The sequence below is a fragment of the Sphingobium sp. WCS2017Hpa-17 genome (assembly GCF_031843765.1).
In the GTDB taxonomy this organism is placed as follows: domain Bacteria; phylum Pseudomonadota; class Alphaproteobacteria; order Sphingomonadales; family Sphingomonadaceae; genus Sphingobium.
Genome location: NZ_JAVTIV010000002.1, coordinates 64,384 through 80,639 on the forward strand (window position 1 = coordinate 64,384; position 16,256 = coordinate 80,639).

10 protein-coding genes are annotated in these 16,256 nt (G+C 63.5%); 5 read left to right on the forward strand and 5 right to left on the reverse strand.

Annotated features, from left to right (window positions below):
* Nucleotides 1–50 precede the first annotated feature (50 nt).
* Complete coding sequence (locus RQH62_RS04655; RefSeq protein ID WP_405053519.1) at nucleotides 51–1,238, forward strand: replication initiator protein A; 1,188 nt, start codon at nucleotides 51–53, stop codon at nucleotides 1,236–1,238.
* A gap of 673 nt (nucleotides 1,239–1,911) precedes the next feature.
* On the opposite strand, the gene RQH62_RS04660 is transcribed toward RQH62_RS04655, so the two are convergent.
* Nucleotides 1,912–2,904 carry a hypothetical protein gene (locus tag RQH62_RS04660; protein ID WP_311267586.1) on the reverse strand — a complete coding sequence of 331 codons (993 nt, stop codon included), beginning with the start codon at nucleotides 2,902–2,904 and terminating at the stop codon, nucleotides 1,912–1,914.
* 207 nt (nucleotides 2,905–3,111) lie between these two features.
* Between RQH62_RS04660 and RQH62_RS04665 the strand changes: the two genes are divergently transcribed.
* Entirely contained in the window at nucleotides 3,112–6,381 is a 3,270-nt protein-coding gene (locus tag RQH62_RS04665) for a PAS-domain containing protein (RefSeq protein WP_311267587.1), read from the forward strand.
* A 36-nt stretch (nucleotides 6,382–6,417) separates the two neighbouring features.
* Here RQH62_RS04665 and RQH62_RS04670 read toward each other — a convergent pair whose 3' ends face one another.
* Together RQH62_RS04670 and acs are read right to left on the reverse strand one after the other, a co-directional pair.
* A complete protein-coding gene (locus RQH62_RS04670; protein ID WP_405053520.1) occupies nucleotides 6,418–7,032 on the reverse strand; it encodes a LuxR C-terminal-related transcriptional regulator in 615 nt (204 codons plus the stop codon).
* A 146-nt stretch (nucleotides 7,033–7,178) separates the two neighbouring features.
* Entirely contained in the window at nucleotides 7,179–9,122 is a 1,944-nt protein-coding gene (gene acs / locus RQH62_RS04675) for an acetate--CoA ligase (protein WP_311267588.1), read from the reverse strand.
* Nucleotides 9,123–9,312: 190 nt separating this feature from the next.
* Here acs and RQH62_RS04680 point away from each other — a divergent pair, with 190 nt between their 5' ends.
* From RQH62_RS04680 to RQH62_RS04690, 3 genes are all read left to right on the forward strand, one after another.
* Nucleotides 9,313–10,725: a DcaP family trimeric outer membrane transporter gene (locus RQH62_RS04680; protein WP_311267589.1), complete on the forward strand. Its 1,413-nt coding sequence runs from the start codon at nucleotides 9,313–9,315 to the stop codon at nucleotides 10,723–10,725.
* Between the two features lie 11 nt (nucleotides 10,726–10,736).
* Nucleotides 10,737–12,407 (forward strand): MFS transporter, encoded by a 1,671-nt coding sequence (locus tag RQH62_RS04685; RefSeq protein WP_311267590.1) that lies wholly within the window; start codon nucleotides 10,737–10,739, stop codon nucleotides 12,405–12,407.
* 252 nt (nucleotides 12,408–12,659) lie between these two features.
* Nucleotides 12,660–12,920 carry a hypothetical protein gene (locus tag RQH62_RS04690; RefSeq protein WP_311267591.1) on the forward strand — a complete coding sequence of 87 codons (261 nt, stop codon included), beginning with the start codon at nucleotides 12,660–12,662 and terminating at the stop codon, nucleotides 12,918–12,920.
* Nucleotides 12,921–12,968: 48 nt separating this feature from the next.
* Here RQH62_RS04690 and RQH62_RS04695 read toward each other — a convergent pair whose 3' ends face one another.
* Nucleotides 12,969–14,792, reverse strand: coding sequence for a hypothetical protein (locus RQH62_RS04695; RefSeq protein ID WP_311267592.1), 1,824 nt, complete (start codon nucleotides 14,790–14,792; stop codon nucleotides 12,969–12,971).
* Nucleotides 14,792–16,120: an MFS transporter gene (locus RQH62_RS04700; RefSeq protein ID WP_311267593.1), complete on the reverse strand. Its 1,329-nt coding sequence runs from the start codon at nucleotides 16,118–16,120 to the stop codon at nucleotides 14,792–14,794. The genes RQH62_RS04695 and RQH62_RS04700 overlap by 1 nt, the downstream gene beginning before the upstream one ends.
* Nucleotides 16,121–16,256 lie beyond the last annotated feature (136 nt).

Genomic DNA, 16,256 nt, shown 5'->3' on the forward strand with positions numbered 1-16,256 from the left:
ATGAAGGCGAACTCAAGACGGCGCTGAAAGAGCGCAAGGTCCAGTTCGAAATGTTCTTCACCCTGCCCGATTTCAGCGATATTTCGCTGCGCGATTATCAGGAGACGATGCAGCGCCCCTTCTTCAGCTTGTCGAAGCGCAAGCGCATCAAACCCATAGAATATGTCAGTCCCGACAAGTCGGTGAGCGTCCATGTCTCACCTAATCCCGCCTATGGCATGGCGACGATCTGGGACGCGGACATCATGATCTATCTGGCGTCGCATCTCAACGAACTGCGTGAGCGTGGCCTCAATGACCTGTCTCCCGTCATCCGGCTTCAACCCGGCGATTTGTTGAAGCGCATCTGCTGGGGCACCAGCGGCCGGGCCTATGAGCGGCTGGTGAGCGCGCTCGACCGCCTGCAGGCGACGACAATCAAGACCAATATCCGGGCCAGCGCCAAAAGCCGGGAAACGACTTTCTCCTGGATCGACAGCTACACCCATCTGGTGGACGAGCGGACCCAGCGGTCGCTCGGCATGGAAATCACCCTATCCAAATGGTTCTTCGATGGGGTGATGGACAAGCGCAATGTGCTGGCCATTTCGCCACTCTATTTCGAGATTACCAGCGGTCTTGGCAAATGGCTCTATCGCGCCTCACGCAAACATGCGGGCGGGAATGGACCGGAAGGGTTCGTCATCGGCTTTGAAACACTCCACCAGAAGAGTGGGAGCGAGAGCGCCTATCCGGTCTTCAAACGCAAGCTGCTTGACCTCGCCAAGGCCAATGAATTGCCGGACATCAGTCTGGAAGTGATCAATCCCAATAGTACGAAACCCAAGATGCGAATGGTGATGCGCCGGCATATGGCCGAGCGCGTGCGATCGGCGCGGGTCACTCCCCTGCCCTCCTCGCCAACTCGGGCTGACCCGGATGAGCAGGAGATGATCGACCCCCGACAGGCGATGACGCTGATCGCACAGGCTGCGGGTGGCTTGCGAAGCGCTGGTGCTGATCCGCGCAAGGCTCGCCCGACCCCGGTAGCGCATGGCCGGGCCCGCGATGTCCTGGACGCCGATATTTATCAAACGATCCGCAGCGATTTCCCCGGATGGGATTATGATGAACTGATGCGACGCTTCGACGCTTTTCTGGGGGCCAATCCGCACGAGCTGCCGCGCAACTATTCGAAGCGCTTCCACGGCTTCGTCAAAGAGCATCACCGTCGCAACAAATATAAATTGCGACCCTGACATGCCGCACGGCGTGTTTTTGGAATCACGACATTCTTCATCGCCGTCGATCGGCTGAACCGGCAATCACTCGGCTAACGGCAGGCGGCCTAGACCACGGACATGTGAGAAATCCGCCCTTCCCGCTTCGTCCAATGAACGGGTTCCGATCGATATCTGCTGACCGATGGGACCAGCGTGGGTCAGAATGACGTGATTCTGAAAACACGATGCATGGCGGACTGGAGAAGAGTGTTCGAACTCTTCGCACGGACTCACGACTCGAACGGCCCCTATTTCCGCCATTTGGCCAGGCTCTGATGGCAAGCATCATTCGATCGCCCGTTCGATCCCGTCATCGAACGTGTTTTCGGACCTCGCGCTGATCACATGTCGAAGAGGCGCGAGATGATGCGCTCCCTCGCCTGTCGAGCCATTTGATGGGAACGCTCACGTGTCCCCCTCCCCTTTTGCGGACATGTACACAGAGACGGCAGGCCGCATCACCGATATGCTGCATTCGGTGACGCGGCCTGTGATAGGCTCATCAGAAATGCATCAGAAAGAGAACAAAAGTAGAAACCCCTGGCAGGGCGGTTTCTAGCCCTCTGGGGCGCTTTGGCGCATTTTAGATGTAATGGCCTCGCGGCGCGCTTGAATGGCGTTCAGAGCGCTTCTGGCGAGAGCGATTTTCTCAGCCTTCAGTCCATAAATTCCCGGTTCCGGGATCGGCAAGCGGGTCTGGGGTAAGGGAAGAGGAAGGCAGGCTGCTCACTGGAATGGCATAGCTGCGATAGCTGGATTGCCCAGAGCGCTCCACCAGCAGGCCAGCCTCGGTCGCGATGGTCAACAATTTGATCGCGCCAGCAGATGTGATGTCTAGACGATCGGCGACCAGGCGACTGCCAATATGAGGATGCGCCATAGCCAGCATGATAACCTCCCGCAATCGGCCCGGTCGGCGTCGGGCCGCGATATGGGCGGCGGCGCGTTCGGCATAGCCGCGCAGTCGTTGCTCCTGATCCAGATGATGCCGTGCACCTAGAGCGATGGCGTGCAACCACAGCCGGTCGAAGCGTGCCGGCGTGGCAGCTTTCCAGGCGGCGCCGCTGACCTGGAAGCCGAGGGCCGCCAATCCGCCGGATGAGGCTTCGGATCGACCGGGGCCATGGCGATCGCCGATTAGGAAGCCCGCAACTGCGTCACCGCGTCCGATCGGCGTACGGACCCACCAGGACTGCGCGAGACGCGCGCCATACAGCAAAGGGGGGGCAGGGGGCAGGGCGGCCATGGCCTTTTGCCAAGCCTCTACCCGCAGTTGGACGTCGGCTAGCGGCAATAACGGTACAGCCCAGGGTGTAGCGGCCGTGCTGGCATCTTCCACGCCCAGCCAGTCGAGGAGGCCGCTTGGGTTCGTCCGCAATATGTCGAGCGCGATCGGTGCACCGACAGCCCGGCGCCAATGGGTGAGGTCGAAATCCGCACCGCTGACATTGCCGCGACCATCGACGGTAAAGGCGTCTGCTTCGATCGTGGTCGCATCAATCCAGGCCAGGGCCTGACGTTCGGCAATGAAGCATCGTATCTTCCAAGGGCGGCGAACCGGACTAAGCCGTTGACGCTCCTCAACCCGTGCCAGCATGGCCTGAGCGTCGGCATATTCGACCAGCAACGTGTTATCGGTCATAGCACGTTCGGCAGGTGTCAGATTTTCCTCAAACGGCATCAATTTAGCGTCACAAAAAATATCTTTCCTATCAATAAGATGATCGTAAATATTAAACGATATAGGCGATTTGGATAGTCATCTTTTAAACCGGTTTTCGTCGACCGCCAATCCCTCCATCTTTCGCACCGATTGGCGTCGGCGGCAGAGGCGACTATGCCTCTTCCCATGTCTATCGCCATTCTTCTGGCCATCCTCTACGCCGCCTTGCTGTTCGGCGGCGCCGCGCTGGTTCATCGCTATCGCGCGCGCCTGAGCGGATCGCGCTGGCGTATCCATGCCTATGGGCTGGCGTTGGCCGTCTATTGCACCAGTTGGACCTATTTCGGTGCGGTGGGCAGCGCCGCGACCGGGGGATGGGACTATCTGCCCATCTATCTGGGGCCGGCGCTGCTGATGGCGCTGGGCGGGGGCTTCCTGCGTCGCCTGCATATCGAGGTGCATCGCGACGGCGCGACCTCCATATCCGATTTCATAGGCTCCCGCTTCGGCAAGAGCCGGGTGATCGCGGCATTGGTGACGATCATCCTGCTGTTCGGCACTATTCCCTATGTCGCGCTCCAATTGCGTTCGGTCGCATTCAGCTTCGCGCTAGTGTCCCGCACACCTGAAAGCACGATGCCGCTGATCGGCGCATCGGCTGCGCTGGCGCTGTTCGCTATCCTGTTCGGCGCGCGCCGTTATCAGGTGGCGGGGCAGAATGAGGCGATCCTGTTCGCCGTTGCGAGTGAGTCGGTGCTGAAGCTGGTGGCGCTACTGCCGGTGGCGGGCCTGGCGGGCTGGCTGCTCTGGACCATGCCGACCGCGCACATAGGGGAGGGGCTGAGCGCTTTTCGCAGCGGCTTTGCGCCGGCGCGGCTGGACGGCGATTTCATTGTCACGACCCTGTTGGCGATGCTGACGATTATCTGCCTGCCCCGCCATTTCTTCGTCAGCGTCATGGAGGCACGCGATTCGGACGATATCCTGCGCGCGCGTTGGGGCTTTATCACCTATCTGCTGGTAACGGTGTTGGCCGTGCCGCCGATCGCCGCGGCGGGACTGGCGCTGCTGGGAGAGGGGGCGCTGCCCGACCTGTTCGTGCTTAGCCTGCCGCAGCATTTCGGTTTCAACGCGCTGGCGCTGCTGGTCTTTTTCGGCGGGCTGTCCGCTGCGATGGCAATGGTGGTGACGGAAATCGTCGCCATATCCAGCATGATCTCCAACGATCTGTTCGCGCCGATTTTGCTACGCCGGTCTGGTGGCAGCGGTCATATGGGCAAACGGTTGCTATGGGTCCGGCGCGGCGCCATTGTTGGAATGATCGTTGCTGCGGCCTTCTATGCCATGGCGACGCCGCTCACGACCGGGCTGGCCTCTGTCGGACTGATCGCCTTCGTCGCCATCGCGCAATGCGCCCCGGCGCTGATCTGCGCCGTCTATCGGCCGCATAATGATGCCGTCGCAGGCGGCGCAGGGCTGCTTACCGGCTTTGCCATCTGGATGCTGGCGCTGTTCCTGCCATCGGTCGACCTGCTGCCCGACTGGATTGCGCGCTGGACCGGTGGCAACCCGGTGACGCTGGGCACGATCGCCAGCCTGGGCGGGAACATGCTGGCGACCCTGCTGGTGTCGGCCCGGACGGTCGGCACGGCAGGGCTGGTGCGCCAGCGCGGTATTGCCCCAATCGGCACGATGGCGGCGCTGGGCGATTTGGTCACGCGCTTCGTCGGGGTGGACGCGGCAGCGGAGGCTTTAGGCCCGGATGAGCGATCGGATCGACCGATCGACCAGAGCAGCGCGCGCACGGCCGAGCGTCTGATCGGCAGCGTCGTGGGTGCCTCCTCCGCCCGCGCGATCATGGCGTCGGCCATTTCCGGACAGGGCATGGGCTTTGCGCAGGTGGCGCAGGTGCTGGACGCATCGGGCCAGTCGCTCCATTTCTCGCAAGGGCTGCTGGCCGCAACACTGGAAAATATCGACGTCGGCGTCAGCGTGATCGACCGCGATTTGCGGCTGATCGCCTGGAACAGCCGATATCTCGACCTGTTTCGCTATCCGCCCGGTCTGGTGCGGGTGGGCGTGCCGATCGCCGACCTGATCCGTTTCAATGCCGAGCGGGGCGATTGCGGTCCCGGCGAAGTGGACGATCATGTCGCCCGGCGACTTGGTCATATGCGCAGCCGCAAGCCCCACAGTTTCGAGCGGCACCGACCCGACGGGCGCGTCATCAAGACGGTGGGTGGGGCGATGCCCGATGGCGGCTATGTCATGAGCTTCACCGACATCACGATCGAGGCGCAGGCGCGGGCTGCCACCGAAACGGCGCGGCGTGATCTGGAACAGGCAGTGGCGCAGCGCACGGCGGAATTGTCGCAGGTCAACGCCAAGCTGGCAACGGCGATGGCGGACAAGACACGCTTTCTGGCTGCGGCGAGCCATGATCTGTTGCAGCCATTGCACGCGGCCATGCTCTTTTCGTCGGCGCTACGGCGGCGGCTCGCCGAACCGGAACGGGCGATGCTGGCGCGGCTGGACCGGTCGATCGAAGGGGCCAATGATCTGCTCGGCGCCCTGCTCGACATATCGCGGCTGGACGCGGGCGGGGTTACGCCGCAGCCGACCCGGTTCCCGGCGCGGGCGATGCTGGTGGATCTGGTCGAGAGCCTGGCGCCGCTGGCGGCGGAGAAGGGGCTGTCGCTGCGCGTCGGGGCAGGGGACGGCTGGGTCGAGACGGACCGGTCGTTGCTGCGGTCGATCGTGCAGAATTTCCTGTCCAATGCGATCCGATACACCGAGCAGGGCGGAATCATCGTTGCGGCGCGGCAGCGGGGACAATGTCTGCGGATCGAGGTGCGCGACAGCGGCATCGGCATCGCGCCCGATAAGCTGGACATCATCTTCCGCGAGTTCGAGCGGTTGGGGCAGGGGAGCGAGAATGGCATTGGCCTGGGGTTGGCGATCGTGGAGCGCTCTGCTGCACTGATCGGCGCCAAAGTGGATGTATGGTCGCAGCAGAGGCGGGGCAGTTGCTTTGCCGTCAGCTTGCCCCGCGTGGCTGCCGATCTGGAGCAGCGCACCCAGGTAGAAGCCGGCGAGATCGGCGCATCCGGGCTACGATTGCTGGTGGTCGATGATGATAGCGCCAACCGTATGGCAATGCAGGCGGTTCTGGAGGCGATGGGCAATGATTGCGTGGTGGCCGGCAATGAGGCGCAAGCACTGGCCGCACAGGGGCCGTTCCACGGCGCATTGGTGGATTTTGAACTCGGTGCGGTGCGGGATGGCATCGACCTGATCGACGCGCTGCATCTGCGCTGGCCCGGATTGCCGGTGGCGTTGGTGACGGCGGAGCGCAGCGCGCCGATGCTAGAACGGGCGCACCAGCGGAATATCACGATATTGGCAAAGCCGCTGGGCGGTGTGATATTGGATCAGTGGATTACCGAATTGGCATAGTTATTCGTCATAAATGATCCATATAGGTTCATGATGCTACCGATCCGCACCCAAGCCCAGCGCACGGGCCGCCAGCGCTGCCTGTGTGCGGTTCTGGACGCCCAACTTGGCCAGCACGGTCGTCATGTGTGACTTGATGGTGGATTCCGCTACACCCAGTTCATAGGCGATCTGCTTGTTGAGCTGGCCATCGAGCACGCCCAGCAGAACGCGCAACTGGGTGGGCGTGAGCGAAGCGACCTTGTGCGCCATGTCATCGACATCTCCCGCAGAAGCCAGAGGTGGCGCGGGGCTATGCCCATCCAGCGCGGCGGCGATCGCCTGTTCGATCACAGCCAGATCCTGATCCTTGCCGATGAAGCCGACTGCGCCATAGCGGCGGGCTTCGGGCGAGGCGACCTGCGCCTCCGCACTGGAAATGACGAGGATGGGGACGGAGGGGCGCTCGGCATGGAGCAGGGCGACGCCGGAAAAGCCCGCCGATCCGGGCATTTTCAGGTCCAGCAGGATGAGGAGCAGGTCGCTGGTGGCGTTGGCGATTTCCACGGCGCGATCAAGGGTCGAGGTTTCGACTATGCGTGCCTGCGGGGCGACTGCCTCCACCGCCATGACCAGCGCCTGACGGAAGAGCGGATGATCGTCCGCTACCAATATGGTGCCCAATGTCGCAGGCGTCGTCGTCAGCGTCGCGTTCCTCTCCGATAGTGGGGCCGGCCGGTCTGTCACCGGTCCGGGATAGGGACTTGCCCCGATCGGGGGCAAGTCCTTTATGGTTATTCCGTTGCTCAAACAGCCTGTCAGGCGTGGGCCAACTGACTGTCGGCGATGAGCTTTTCGACCACCGACGGATCGGCCAGCGTCGAAATATCGCCTAGTGCGCCGGTTTCGCCTTCCGCGATCTTGCGCAGGATGCGGCGCATGATCTTGCCCGACCGGGTCTTGGGCAGGCCGGGTGCGAACTGGATGATGTCGGGCGTCGCGATCGGGCCGATTTCGTTGCGCACCCACGCGACCAGCAGCTTGCGCAACTCGTCCGATGGCGCCTCATTGGCATTTAGGGTGACATAGGCATAGATGCCCTGGCCCTTGATCGCATGGGGCATGCCCACGACGGCGGCTTCGGCGACCTTGGCATGGGCGACCAGCGCGCTTTCGATCTCCGCCGTGCCCATGCGGTGGCCGGACACGTTGATGACGTCATCCACGCGGCCGGTAATCCAATAATAGCCATCCTCGTCCCGGCGCGCGCCATCACCGGTGAAATAACGGCCGGGATAAGTGGTGAAATAGGTCTGGAAGAAGCGCTCATGATCGCCATAGACGGTGCGCATCTGCCCCGGCCAGCTTTTGGCGATGCAGAGATTGCCTTCGGTCGCGCCGTCCAGCGCCTTGCCCTCGGCATCGACCAGCAGGGGATGGACACCAAAGAGCGGCCGGGTGGCGGAGCCGGGTTTCAGGTCGGTGGCGCCGGGCAGGGGGGCGATCAATATCCCGCCGGTTTCGGTCTGCCACCATGTGTCCACGATCGGGCAACGCCCTTCGCCGACGATGCGGTGATACCATTCCCAGGCTTCGGGATTGATCGGTTCGCCCACGCTGCCCAATATGCGCAGCGACGTGCGGCTGGCGGCCTGCACATAGGCGTCGCCTTCGCGCATCAGCGCGCGCAGCGCCGTGGGCGCGGTGTAGAAGATCGACACCTGCCACTTGTCGCACACCTGCCAGAAGCGGCTATGGTCGGGGTAATTGGGGACGCCCTCGAACATCAAGGTTGTTGCGCCATTGGCCAGCGGTCCATAGACGACATAGCTGTGGCCCGTGACCCAGCCGATATCGGCAGTGCACCAATAGACATCGCCGGGGCGGTAATCGAACACATGCTCATGCGTCATCGACGCCCAGAGCAGATAGCCGCCGGTCGAGTGCAGCACACCCTTGGGCGTGCCGGTGGAGCCGGAGGTATAGAGGATGAACAAAGGGTCTTCGGCGCCCATCGCTTCGGGCGCATAGTCGGTTGCGGCAGCATCGCGCGCAGGGCCGTAGAACAGGTCGCGGCCTTCCACCATCGGCACATTCGCGCCGGTGCGCTGGACGACGATGACTTTCTCGACCGATGTGCAATGGGCGATTGCGGCATCGACATTGGCCTTGAGCGCGACCTTCTTGCCTCCACGCAACCCTTCGTCGGCGGTGATGACGATGCGGGAGTCGCAATCGCGGATGCGGCTGGCCAGGCTGTCGGGCGAGAAGCCGGCAAAGACGATCGAATGAACCGCGCCGATGCGGGTACAGGCCAACATGGCAAAGGCCGCTTCCGGGATCATCGGCAGATAGAGCGTGACCCGGTCGCCGCGCTGCACACCCTGGCTTTTGAGCACATTGGCGAACCGGCAGACTTCCTCATGCAACTGGGCGTAAGTGATGACGCGGCTTTCGGAAGGATCGTCCCCTTCCCAGATGATCGCCGGCTGTTCGCCACGCTCCGCCAGATGACGGTCGATGCAGTTGGCGCTGACGTTCAACTGTCCGTCGGCAAACCAGCTGATGCCGAAATCCGCCTCGTCGAAGCTGCTTTCATCGACCTTCGTAAACGGCGTGATCCAGTCCAGTCGCTGGGCTTCCTTGCGCCAGAAGGCGTCGGGATCGGAAGCGGCCAGCGCGTGCATAGCGGCGGCGGTGGTGGCGGTGATGCGGGCGTCTGCGGCGAGGGCAGCAGGGACGGGGTATAGCGTTTCGCTCATTGTCGAGAACCTCTCCAGCTCTTTGCCCCAGCCTATCGTAGCGACGGGGGACCGCCATCCTCGACCAAAGTCGAGGGTCTTTGGCACCATGGTCCGCCTTCTCTCCAACCCCGCTTCCTCCGCATGATGGCGGCACAGGCTGGACTTGCCACCAACCCCGCACAGACGGGATGGTCCGACCCGGAGAGGCATGATGAAGTTAGCGATGTCGGCTCTATGGCCGACCTACGGAATTTGGCGGAATGGCGCGGCGATCGGTACACTGGCGGCGGCGATGCTGGCCGGGCCGGGCGCGCTGGCGCAGACCCCGCGCGAGGCGGAACTGGAAGCGCGGCTCAACCAGCTGGAAGCGGCGGTGACGGCGCTGAAGGGCGAGTTGCAGGCGGCGAAGGCTGACCAGCAGGCGTCGGCGCAGATTGCCCAAAAGGCCGACGATCGCGTTGCCGCGCTGGAAAACAAGCCAGCGGCGGAGGGCTTCCAGATCGGCGGGACCAGCTTCAGGATCGGTGGATTCGTCAAGATGGTGGGCAGTGCGACCCGCTATGATGATGGCGAGATGCCGGGCGGCGCGCTGGGCAAGGAATTTTATCTGCCGCAGCAGATTCCGGTTGGGGGCCGCAGCAGCCATGATGTGATTGGCCATGCCCGGCAGAGCCGCCTGTCCTTCGAGACGGAAACGCCCGTCGGCGCCAAGTCGCTCAAGAGCCATATCGAGTTCGATTTCGGGCTCGCCACCGCGCCGGCCGGGGCACAACGGGCAACCAATCCCTATACGCCGACATTGCGCCGCGCCTATTTTACCTATGGCAACTGGCTGTTGGGACAGGAATGGACGACCTTCCAAAGTCCCAGCCTGCTGCCCGAAACCACCGATTTCGTGGGGCCGATGGAGGGCACCGTTTTCGTCCGTCAGTTGATCGCGCAATATCGTCAGCCATTGGGCGACAATCTTTCGCTCTATCTGGCGGCGGAAAATCCGCAGACGGAGACGGTGACGCCGGCCGCCGCAGCGCTGGTCGACCGTGACAATGACCGGATGCCCGATCTGGTGGCCAAGCTGGCGTATAAGAGCAAGGCGCTGGAATGGCATGTCGCCGGGCTGATGCGGATGCTGGCGGTGAACCGTGAGGAACAGGGCGGCGCGCGGAGCGATACCGCCATGGGTTGGGGCGTCAGCGGCGGTGCGCGGGTCGCCTTCGGCCCACAGGGACGGCATGATGTGCGTCTGCTCGCCACCTATGGCCGGGGTATCGGCCGCTATCTGGGGCTGGGCGCGGTCGCCGATGTGGTCGATGATCCGGCGCAGGCGCAGCGGCTGGGGCTGGTCAGCAACCTGTCGGGCTATGCAGCGGTGAAGCTGGGCTGGACCGACAGTCTGCGCTCCACCTTCATGGCAGGCTATCACCGGGCTTATTATCCGTCCGACTTCACGGTGCCGGGGCTGGCGGACAAGGCCGCCTACAGCCTGGCCGGCAACCTGTTCTGGTCGCCGGTCGAACATCTCGACCTTGGCATCGAATATCGCCATGCTCAACGCGAAGTCGTCAGCGGCCTCAAGGGCCAGATGGACCGGCTTGAGATGGCGGCCAAATATACTTTTTAAAGGAGGGGCTTATGGCGACGACCTATGACGACGGCCAGCCGAAACAACATGCGGCGACGCAGAACGAGAAACTCGTCATCGCCGCGTCCTCATTGGGGACGGTGTTCGAATGGTATGATTTCTATCTTTACGGCCTGCTGGCCACCTATATCAGCGCGCAATTCTTCTCGGGCGTGAACGAAACGACCGGCTTCATCTTCGCATTGGCGGCGTTCGCGGCGGGCTTTGCGGTGCGGCCCTTCGGTGCGCTGGTATTCGGGCGGATCGGCGATCTGGTCGGGCGCAAGAACACCTTCCTCGTCACCATGGGGATCATGGGCCTGTCGACTTTTGCGGTCGGCCTGTTGCCCAGCTATGCCAGCATCGGGGTGGCGGCGCCGATCATCCTGCTGATCATGCGGCTGGCGCAGGGGCTGGCGCTGGGCGGCGAATATGGGGGCGCGGCCACCTATGTCGCCGAACATGCGCCGGAGGGGAAGCGCGGCCTCTATACCAGCTGGATCCAGACGACGGCGACCTTTGGCCTGTTCGCGGCGCTGCTGGTGGTGATCGGTTTCCGCTTCGCCCTGGGCGAGGAAGCCTTTGCCGCCTGGGGCTGGCGCCTGCCCTTCCTGATTTCGATTCTGCTGCTGGGCGTGTCGATGTGGATACGACTGCAACTCAACGAAAGCCCCGTTTTCCAGAAGATGAAGGATGAGGGCAAGACGTCGAAGGCGCCGCTGACCGAGGCGTTCGGCCAATGGGGCAATCTGCGCTGGGTTATCATCGCGCTGCTGGGCGCGGTCGCCGGGCAGGCGGTGGTCTGGTATGCTGGGCAATTCTACGCGCTGTTCTTCCTGGAAAAGACGCTGAAGGTGGATGGCGCGACCGCCAACATCCTGATCGCCATTGCGCTGGCGCTGGCCACGCCCTTCTTCGTTTTCTTCGGCTGGCTGTCGGACAAGATCGGGCGCAAGCCGATCATATTGGGCGGCTGCGCGCTGGCGGCGATCACCTATTTCCCGCTGTTCGGGGCGCTGACCCATGCGGCCAATCCCGCGCTGGCAGCGGCGCAGGCGGCCGCGCCCATCACCGTCGTCGCCAACAGCAAGGAATGCTCGTTCCAGTTCGACCCCGTAGGCAAGAACAAGTTCGACACGTCGAGCTGCGACATCGCCAAGACCTATCTGGCCAAGGCGAGCGCCAGCTATGACAATGTCGAAGCGCCGGCTGGCACTCCCGCGATCGTGAAGATCGGTGCGGTCAGCTTTACGGCGCCCGATGCCGCCACGCTGGCGGGCCAGGACAAGGCGACGGCGATCGCCGCCTTCCAGGAGCAGTTGAAGGCGGGCCTTGCCAAGGCGGGCTATCCGGTCAAGGCGGACAATGCGCAGATCGACAAGGTCGCGGTCGTGGCGATCCTGTGGGCGCTCGCGATGCTGGTGACGATGGTCTATGGTCCGATCGCGGCGATGCTGGTCGAACTCTTCCCCAGCCGCATCCGCTACACATCGATGTCGCTGCCTTATCATATCGGCAATGGCTGGTTCGGCGGCTTCCTGCCGACCACCGCCTTCGCCATGGTCGCGGCGACCGGGGATATCTATTACGGCCTCTGGTATCCGGTCGTAGTCGCGGCGCTGACGGTGGTGGTCGGCCTGCTGTTCCTGCCGGAGACGTTCCGTCGAAATATCGAAGACTGAGACAGCGAGTTGGACAGGTAAAATGAGGGAGGGGCGGTGTCCGCTGGCGCCGCCCTTTTTATGAGGCGATGAAATTGACGCTATAAAACAGGATTATTCGCTAAATGATGGTGTAATATTTTCGACTTTTGTCGAAATAGCGTCACGGAAGCCAGATTTTCTGGGCTTTTCGTAAATTGGCACGGCCCCTGCAACGTCTCCGGCATGATCCACAACGGATCGCCACGGAGAGTTCAGGGAAGGACAACCATCATGAAGACCATCGCTTTCGCCGCCGCCGTCGTCGCTGCCACGCTCGCCGTTTCGGCCGCCGCTACGCCCGCTTTCGCTCAGCCGCAGGGCCGCTTCGGTGACACCAAAGTCACCTATCATGCCAAGACCGACCGCTACTGCTTCCGCGAAATCCGCAACGGTTCGCGCGCGCCGCTGGTCCAGTGCCGGACCAAGGCCGAATGGGCGCAGAATGGCCTGACCATCAGCCGCGTCTCGCCGGTGCAACTGGCCCAGCGCTGATCCATCCTCCCCATTGCCCCGGTCATGGAACCGGGGCAGGGCAGGGGCCTATCGGTCCCAGGGAAAGGACAGGGTCGGCCGGTTGGCATAGCGGGTCATCGCCAGCACCAGCCGCGCGCCGCATCCTGGTTCCAGTCGCAGCGTGATATCGCGTCCACCTGACGCCATGGTGCGGCCATCCAGCATCACGCTGTCGATCCGATGTTCGGCATAGGCGCCACCCTGCACCGTCACGGTGCGCGCCTGATCGCCCAGATTGACCAGCGTCACCTCTGTTTCCCGATCCGCCAGCCGGTGGACCAGTGCGCCGACATCGGCCGGAACGCCGGCGCGCCGTGCGATCGGATCGAAATAGCGCAACCGGCAATGGAGCGGCACGCCGCCCTGCGGCGGAGAAGTTTTCGACCAGGGCGGCCGGGCGATATGCAGCCCGCCGGTCATCAACTGCACCAGGCTTTTGACGCTGGCCGGATTGATGCCGATCGGCCAGTCCGCCAGCCGCGTCTGCGGCGTGGTATCGTCCTGCTCGCGCGCCGCCACCCGCTGCGCCACGCGCGCCAGATCGGCGGTCAGCGCCTGCACCGGATAGTCGTCCTTGCGACCCTCCAGAAACGCGATCCAAGGATCGTCGCCTGCCAGAGCGCGATCGTCCGCGCGCTGTGACATATACCAGATTTCAAACCCGTTGGTGCGGTAGGGGCCGGGTTTCCAGCCATACCAGCCCTGTGTGCCATACATGGTGGGGGCGGACGAGGTGCCGTCGATGCTGCGCACGGCATCGTTGATCCGGGCCGTCTGCCGCCGCCACAGGTCGATATAGGCCATGTCCCCGCTCATCAGCAGCGCGCCCATGAAGGCGGTGATCGACCGGGGGACGCGGTTGCGATCCTCCCGCACGCCTGTCTGCGGCACGATGGGGGAAAAGCCCCAGCCATAGACGCCCTTCCACCAATCGTCGCCGACCGTGCCGTCGGGGCGAACATGGCTGGGCAGCAGGCCGCCATTGTTCGCCGCCCGTTCCGCCCAGGCGGCCAGATAGTCGAGCGCCCAGCTGCGAAACCGCTCCCCGCCGCCCAGCGCATAGGCGTTGAGGCCCAGCGTCGTCGCCTGCAAGTTCAGCGGATTGTCGCCCACCACATCGCCATATTCGGCATAATGGTCGAGCGTCTGTTGGTAGCTCGTTTCGCCATGTTCCATATGGAAAGGGGTGGGGTCGAACGGATCGCCGGCCCAGTCGAGCGGGGTCGCCGGTCGCAGCATCGGCCCGCGACTGCCGTTCAGCAGGCTGCAGATCATGCGCCGTTGCGGATCATAATTGGGCGCCGTGGAATCGCGGCCGGTGTAGAAATCGGCATAGCGCCGCGTGCGCGCCAGCAGCGTGCGATCGCGCGGGCTGGACAGGCCCATGAGGTTGAAGCTGGTCAGCCCCTCCGCATTATGCTGCCAGTCCATCTGCACCGGGAATTCGCGATGGTACATGCCGGCGCGCGCGATCGGCACGTCGGTCGTGCGGGCGGCGGCGAACTGGCGCAGATGCCCTTCCCAGAAGCGCGCGGCCAGCGTCCTGATCCGGTCGCTGCCGCCCAGTGCATGGAGCAGATACCAGTCGTTGGTCGCTTCGGCCGCGTCATCCGGCCCATCATTGGCGCCCCAGCGTTCGAACACTTTGAGATGATCGCGCTTGTCGACATAGGCGGCATAGAAAGCCTCGCAGGCCGCGGCATTGGCGTCCAGCAACTGGCGCTGCATCGTCGCCCAGTCGGGCGCGGCCATCGGCTTGTCGAGCGAGAGGCTTGGCCGGGCGGTCCTTGCCTGCGCGGGGAGGGCGAGCGCCGCTGCGCCGCCCAGAAACATGCGTCGATCCACCCGCATCAGGCCAGCTCCAGCCGACGGATCGGCCCCACGATCACGGTGAAGGCAAAGATGGTGAGCAGGCAATGGGCGCCCACGAACACCAGCGCCAGATCGAAGGAACCGGTCGCCGCGACGATATAGCCCACAACGATCGGCGTCACGATCCCGGCCATATTGCCGAACATGTTGAACACGCCGCCCGACAGGCCGGCCAGCTGCTTGGGCGCGACATCGGCCATCACCGCCCAGCCGAGCGAGGCGATCCCCTTGCCGAAGAAGGCGACCGCCATCAGCGTGACGACCAGCCATTCCGCATCGACCCAGACACAGGCGATGATCAGCGTGGCGAGCAGCATGCCCGCGACCAGCGGCGCCTTCCTGGCCAGATCGACAGAGCCGGTGCGCCGCAGGATGAGGTCCGACGCAAAGCCGCCGACGAGGCCACCGGCAAAGCCGCAAAGTGCGGGGGCGGCGGCGGCAAAGCCCGCCTCCATGATGTTGAGGCCCCGTTCCTTGACCAGGTAGATGGGGAACCAGGTGACGAAGAAATAGGTCAGCACATTGATACAATATTGGCCCAGATAAATGCCCAGCATCATCCGGTTGGCCAGCAATTGGCGCACATTGTGCCAGGTGAAGGTCGGCGCGCGGGCGGTGGCGGGGCCGGCATCCTCCATGTGGATCAGGCCGCCGCCCGCCTCGATATGCGCCAGTTCCGCTTCGTTGATGGCGGGATGGCGGGCCGGGCTGTGGATGAAGCGCAGGAACAGGGCGGTCGCCGCCAGCCCCAGCGCGCCCATCACCCAGAAGACCGATCGCCAGCCGAAATCATGCACGAGCCAGCCCATCAGCGGCGCGAAGGCGACCAGCGAGAAATATTGCGCACTGTTGAAGATGGCCGATGCCGTGCCGCGCTCCGCGCCGGGGAACCAGGCGGCGACCAGCCGGGCATTGCCGGGGAAGGAGGGGGCTTCGGCTGCGCCGACCAGAAAGCGCAGCACGAACAGGCTGGCCACCACCGGCAGGCCGGCGATCAGGCCCACCGTCCCCTGCACGGCGGTGAAGATCGACCAGATGGCGATTGCGCCAGCGTAGATTTTCTTGGTCCCGAACCGGTCGAGCAGCGCGCCGCCGGGTATCTGTGCCAGCACATAGGCCCAGGCGAAGGCGGACAGGATGAAGCCGGTCTGCACCGGTGACAGGCCCAGTTCGCCGCTGGCCGCATTACCCGCGATGGAGAAGGTTGCGCGATCGGCATAGTTGATCGATGTGATCAGGAAGATCAGCGCGATGATCCTGTATCGCACATGGGTCGGGCGTACGGACAATGGAACGGCCTGCGACAAATCTGCTCTCCTGATGGCGCCGCCCATCTGTCGGGGCAGTCGGAGGTGTGGAGGAAACAGGCTAGCCGGACGGACGGCGATCGTCCAAGTCCAAAAGCGGCATGATCTAGCCATAACTTGGCAAGATCATGCTTAT

Bases quoted from the DNA above. Each gene is read 5' to 3' on its own strand.
- RQH62_RS04655 (WP_405053519.1), top strand. From the start codon at position 51: ATGTTCTTCACCCTGCCCGATTTCAGCGATATTTCGCTGCGCGATTAT.
- RQH62_RS04660 (WP_311267586.1), bottom strand. From the start codon at position 2,904: ATGACCGATAACACGTTGCTGGTCGAATATGCCGACGCTCAGGCCATG.
- RQH62_RS04665 (WP_311267587.1), top strand. From the start codon at position 3,112: ATGTCTATCGCCATTCTTCTGGCCATCCTCTACGCCGCCTTGCTGTTC.
- acs (WP_311267588.1), bottom strand. From the start codon at position 9,122: ATGAGCGAAACGCTATACCCCGTCCCTGCTGCCCTCGCCGCAGACGCC.
- RQH62_RS04680 (WP_311267589.1), top strand. From the start codon at position 9,313: ATGATGAAGTTAGCGATGTCGGCTCTATGGCCGACCTACGGAATTTGG.
- RQH62_RS04685 (WP_311267590.1), top strand. From the start codon at position 10,737: ATGGCGACGACCTATGACGACGGCCAGCCGAAACAACATGCGGCGACG.
- RQH62_RS04690 (WP_311267591.1), top strand. From the start codon at position 12,660: ATGAAGACCATCGCTTTCGCCGCCGCCGTCGTCGCTGCCACGCTCGCC.
- RQH62_RS04695 (WP_311267592.1), bottom strand. From the start codon at position 14,792: ATGCGGGTGGATCGACGCATGTTTCTGGGCGGCGCAGCGGCGCTCGCC.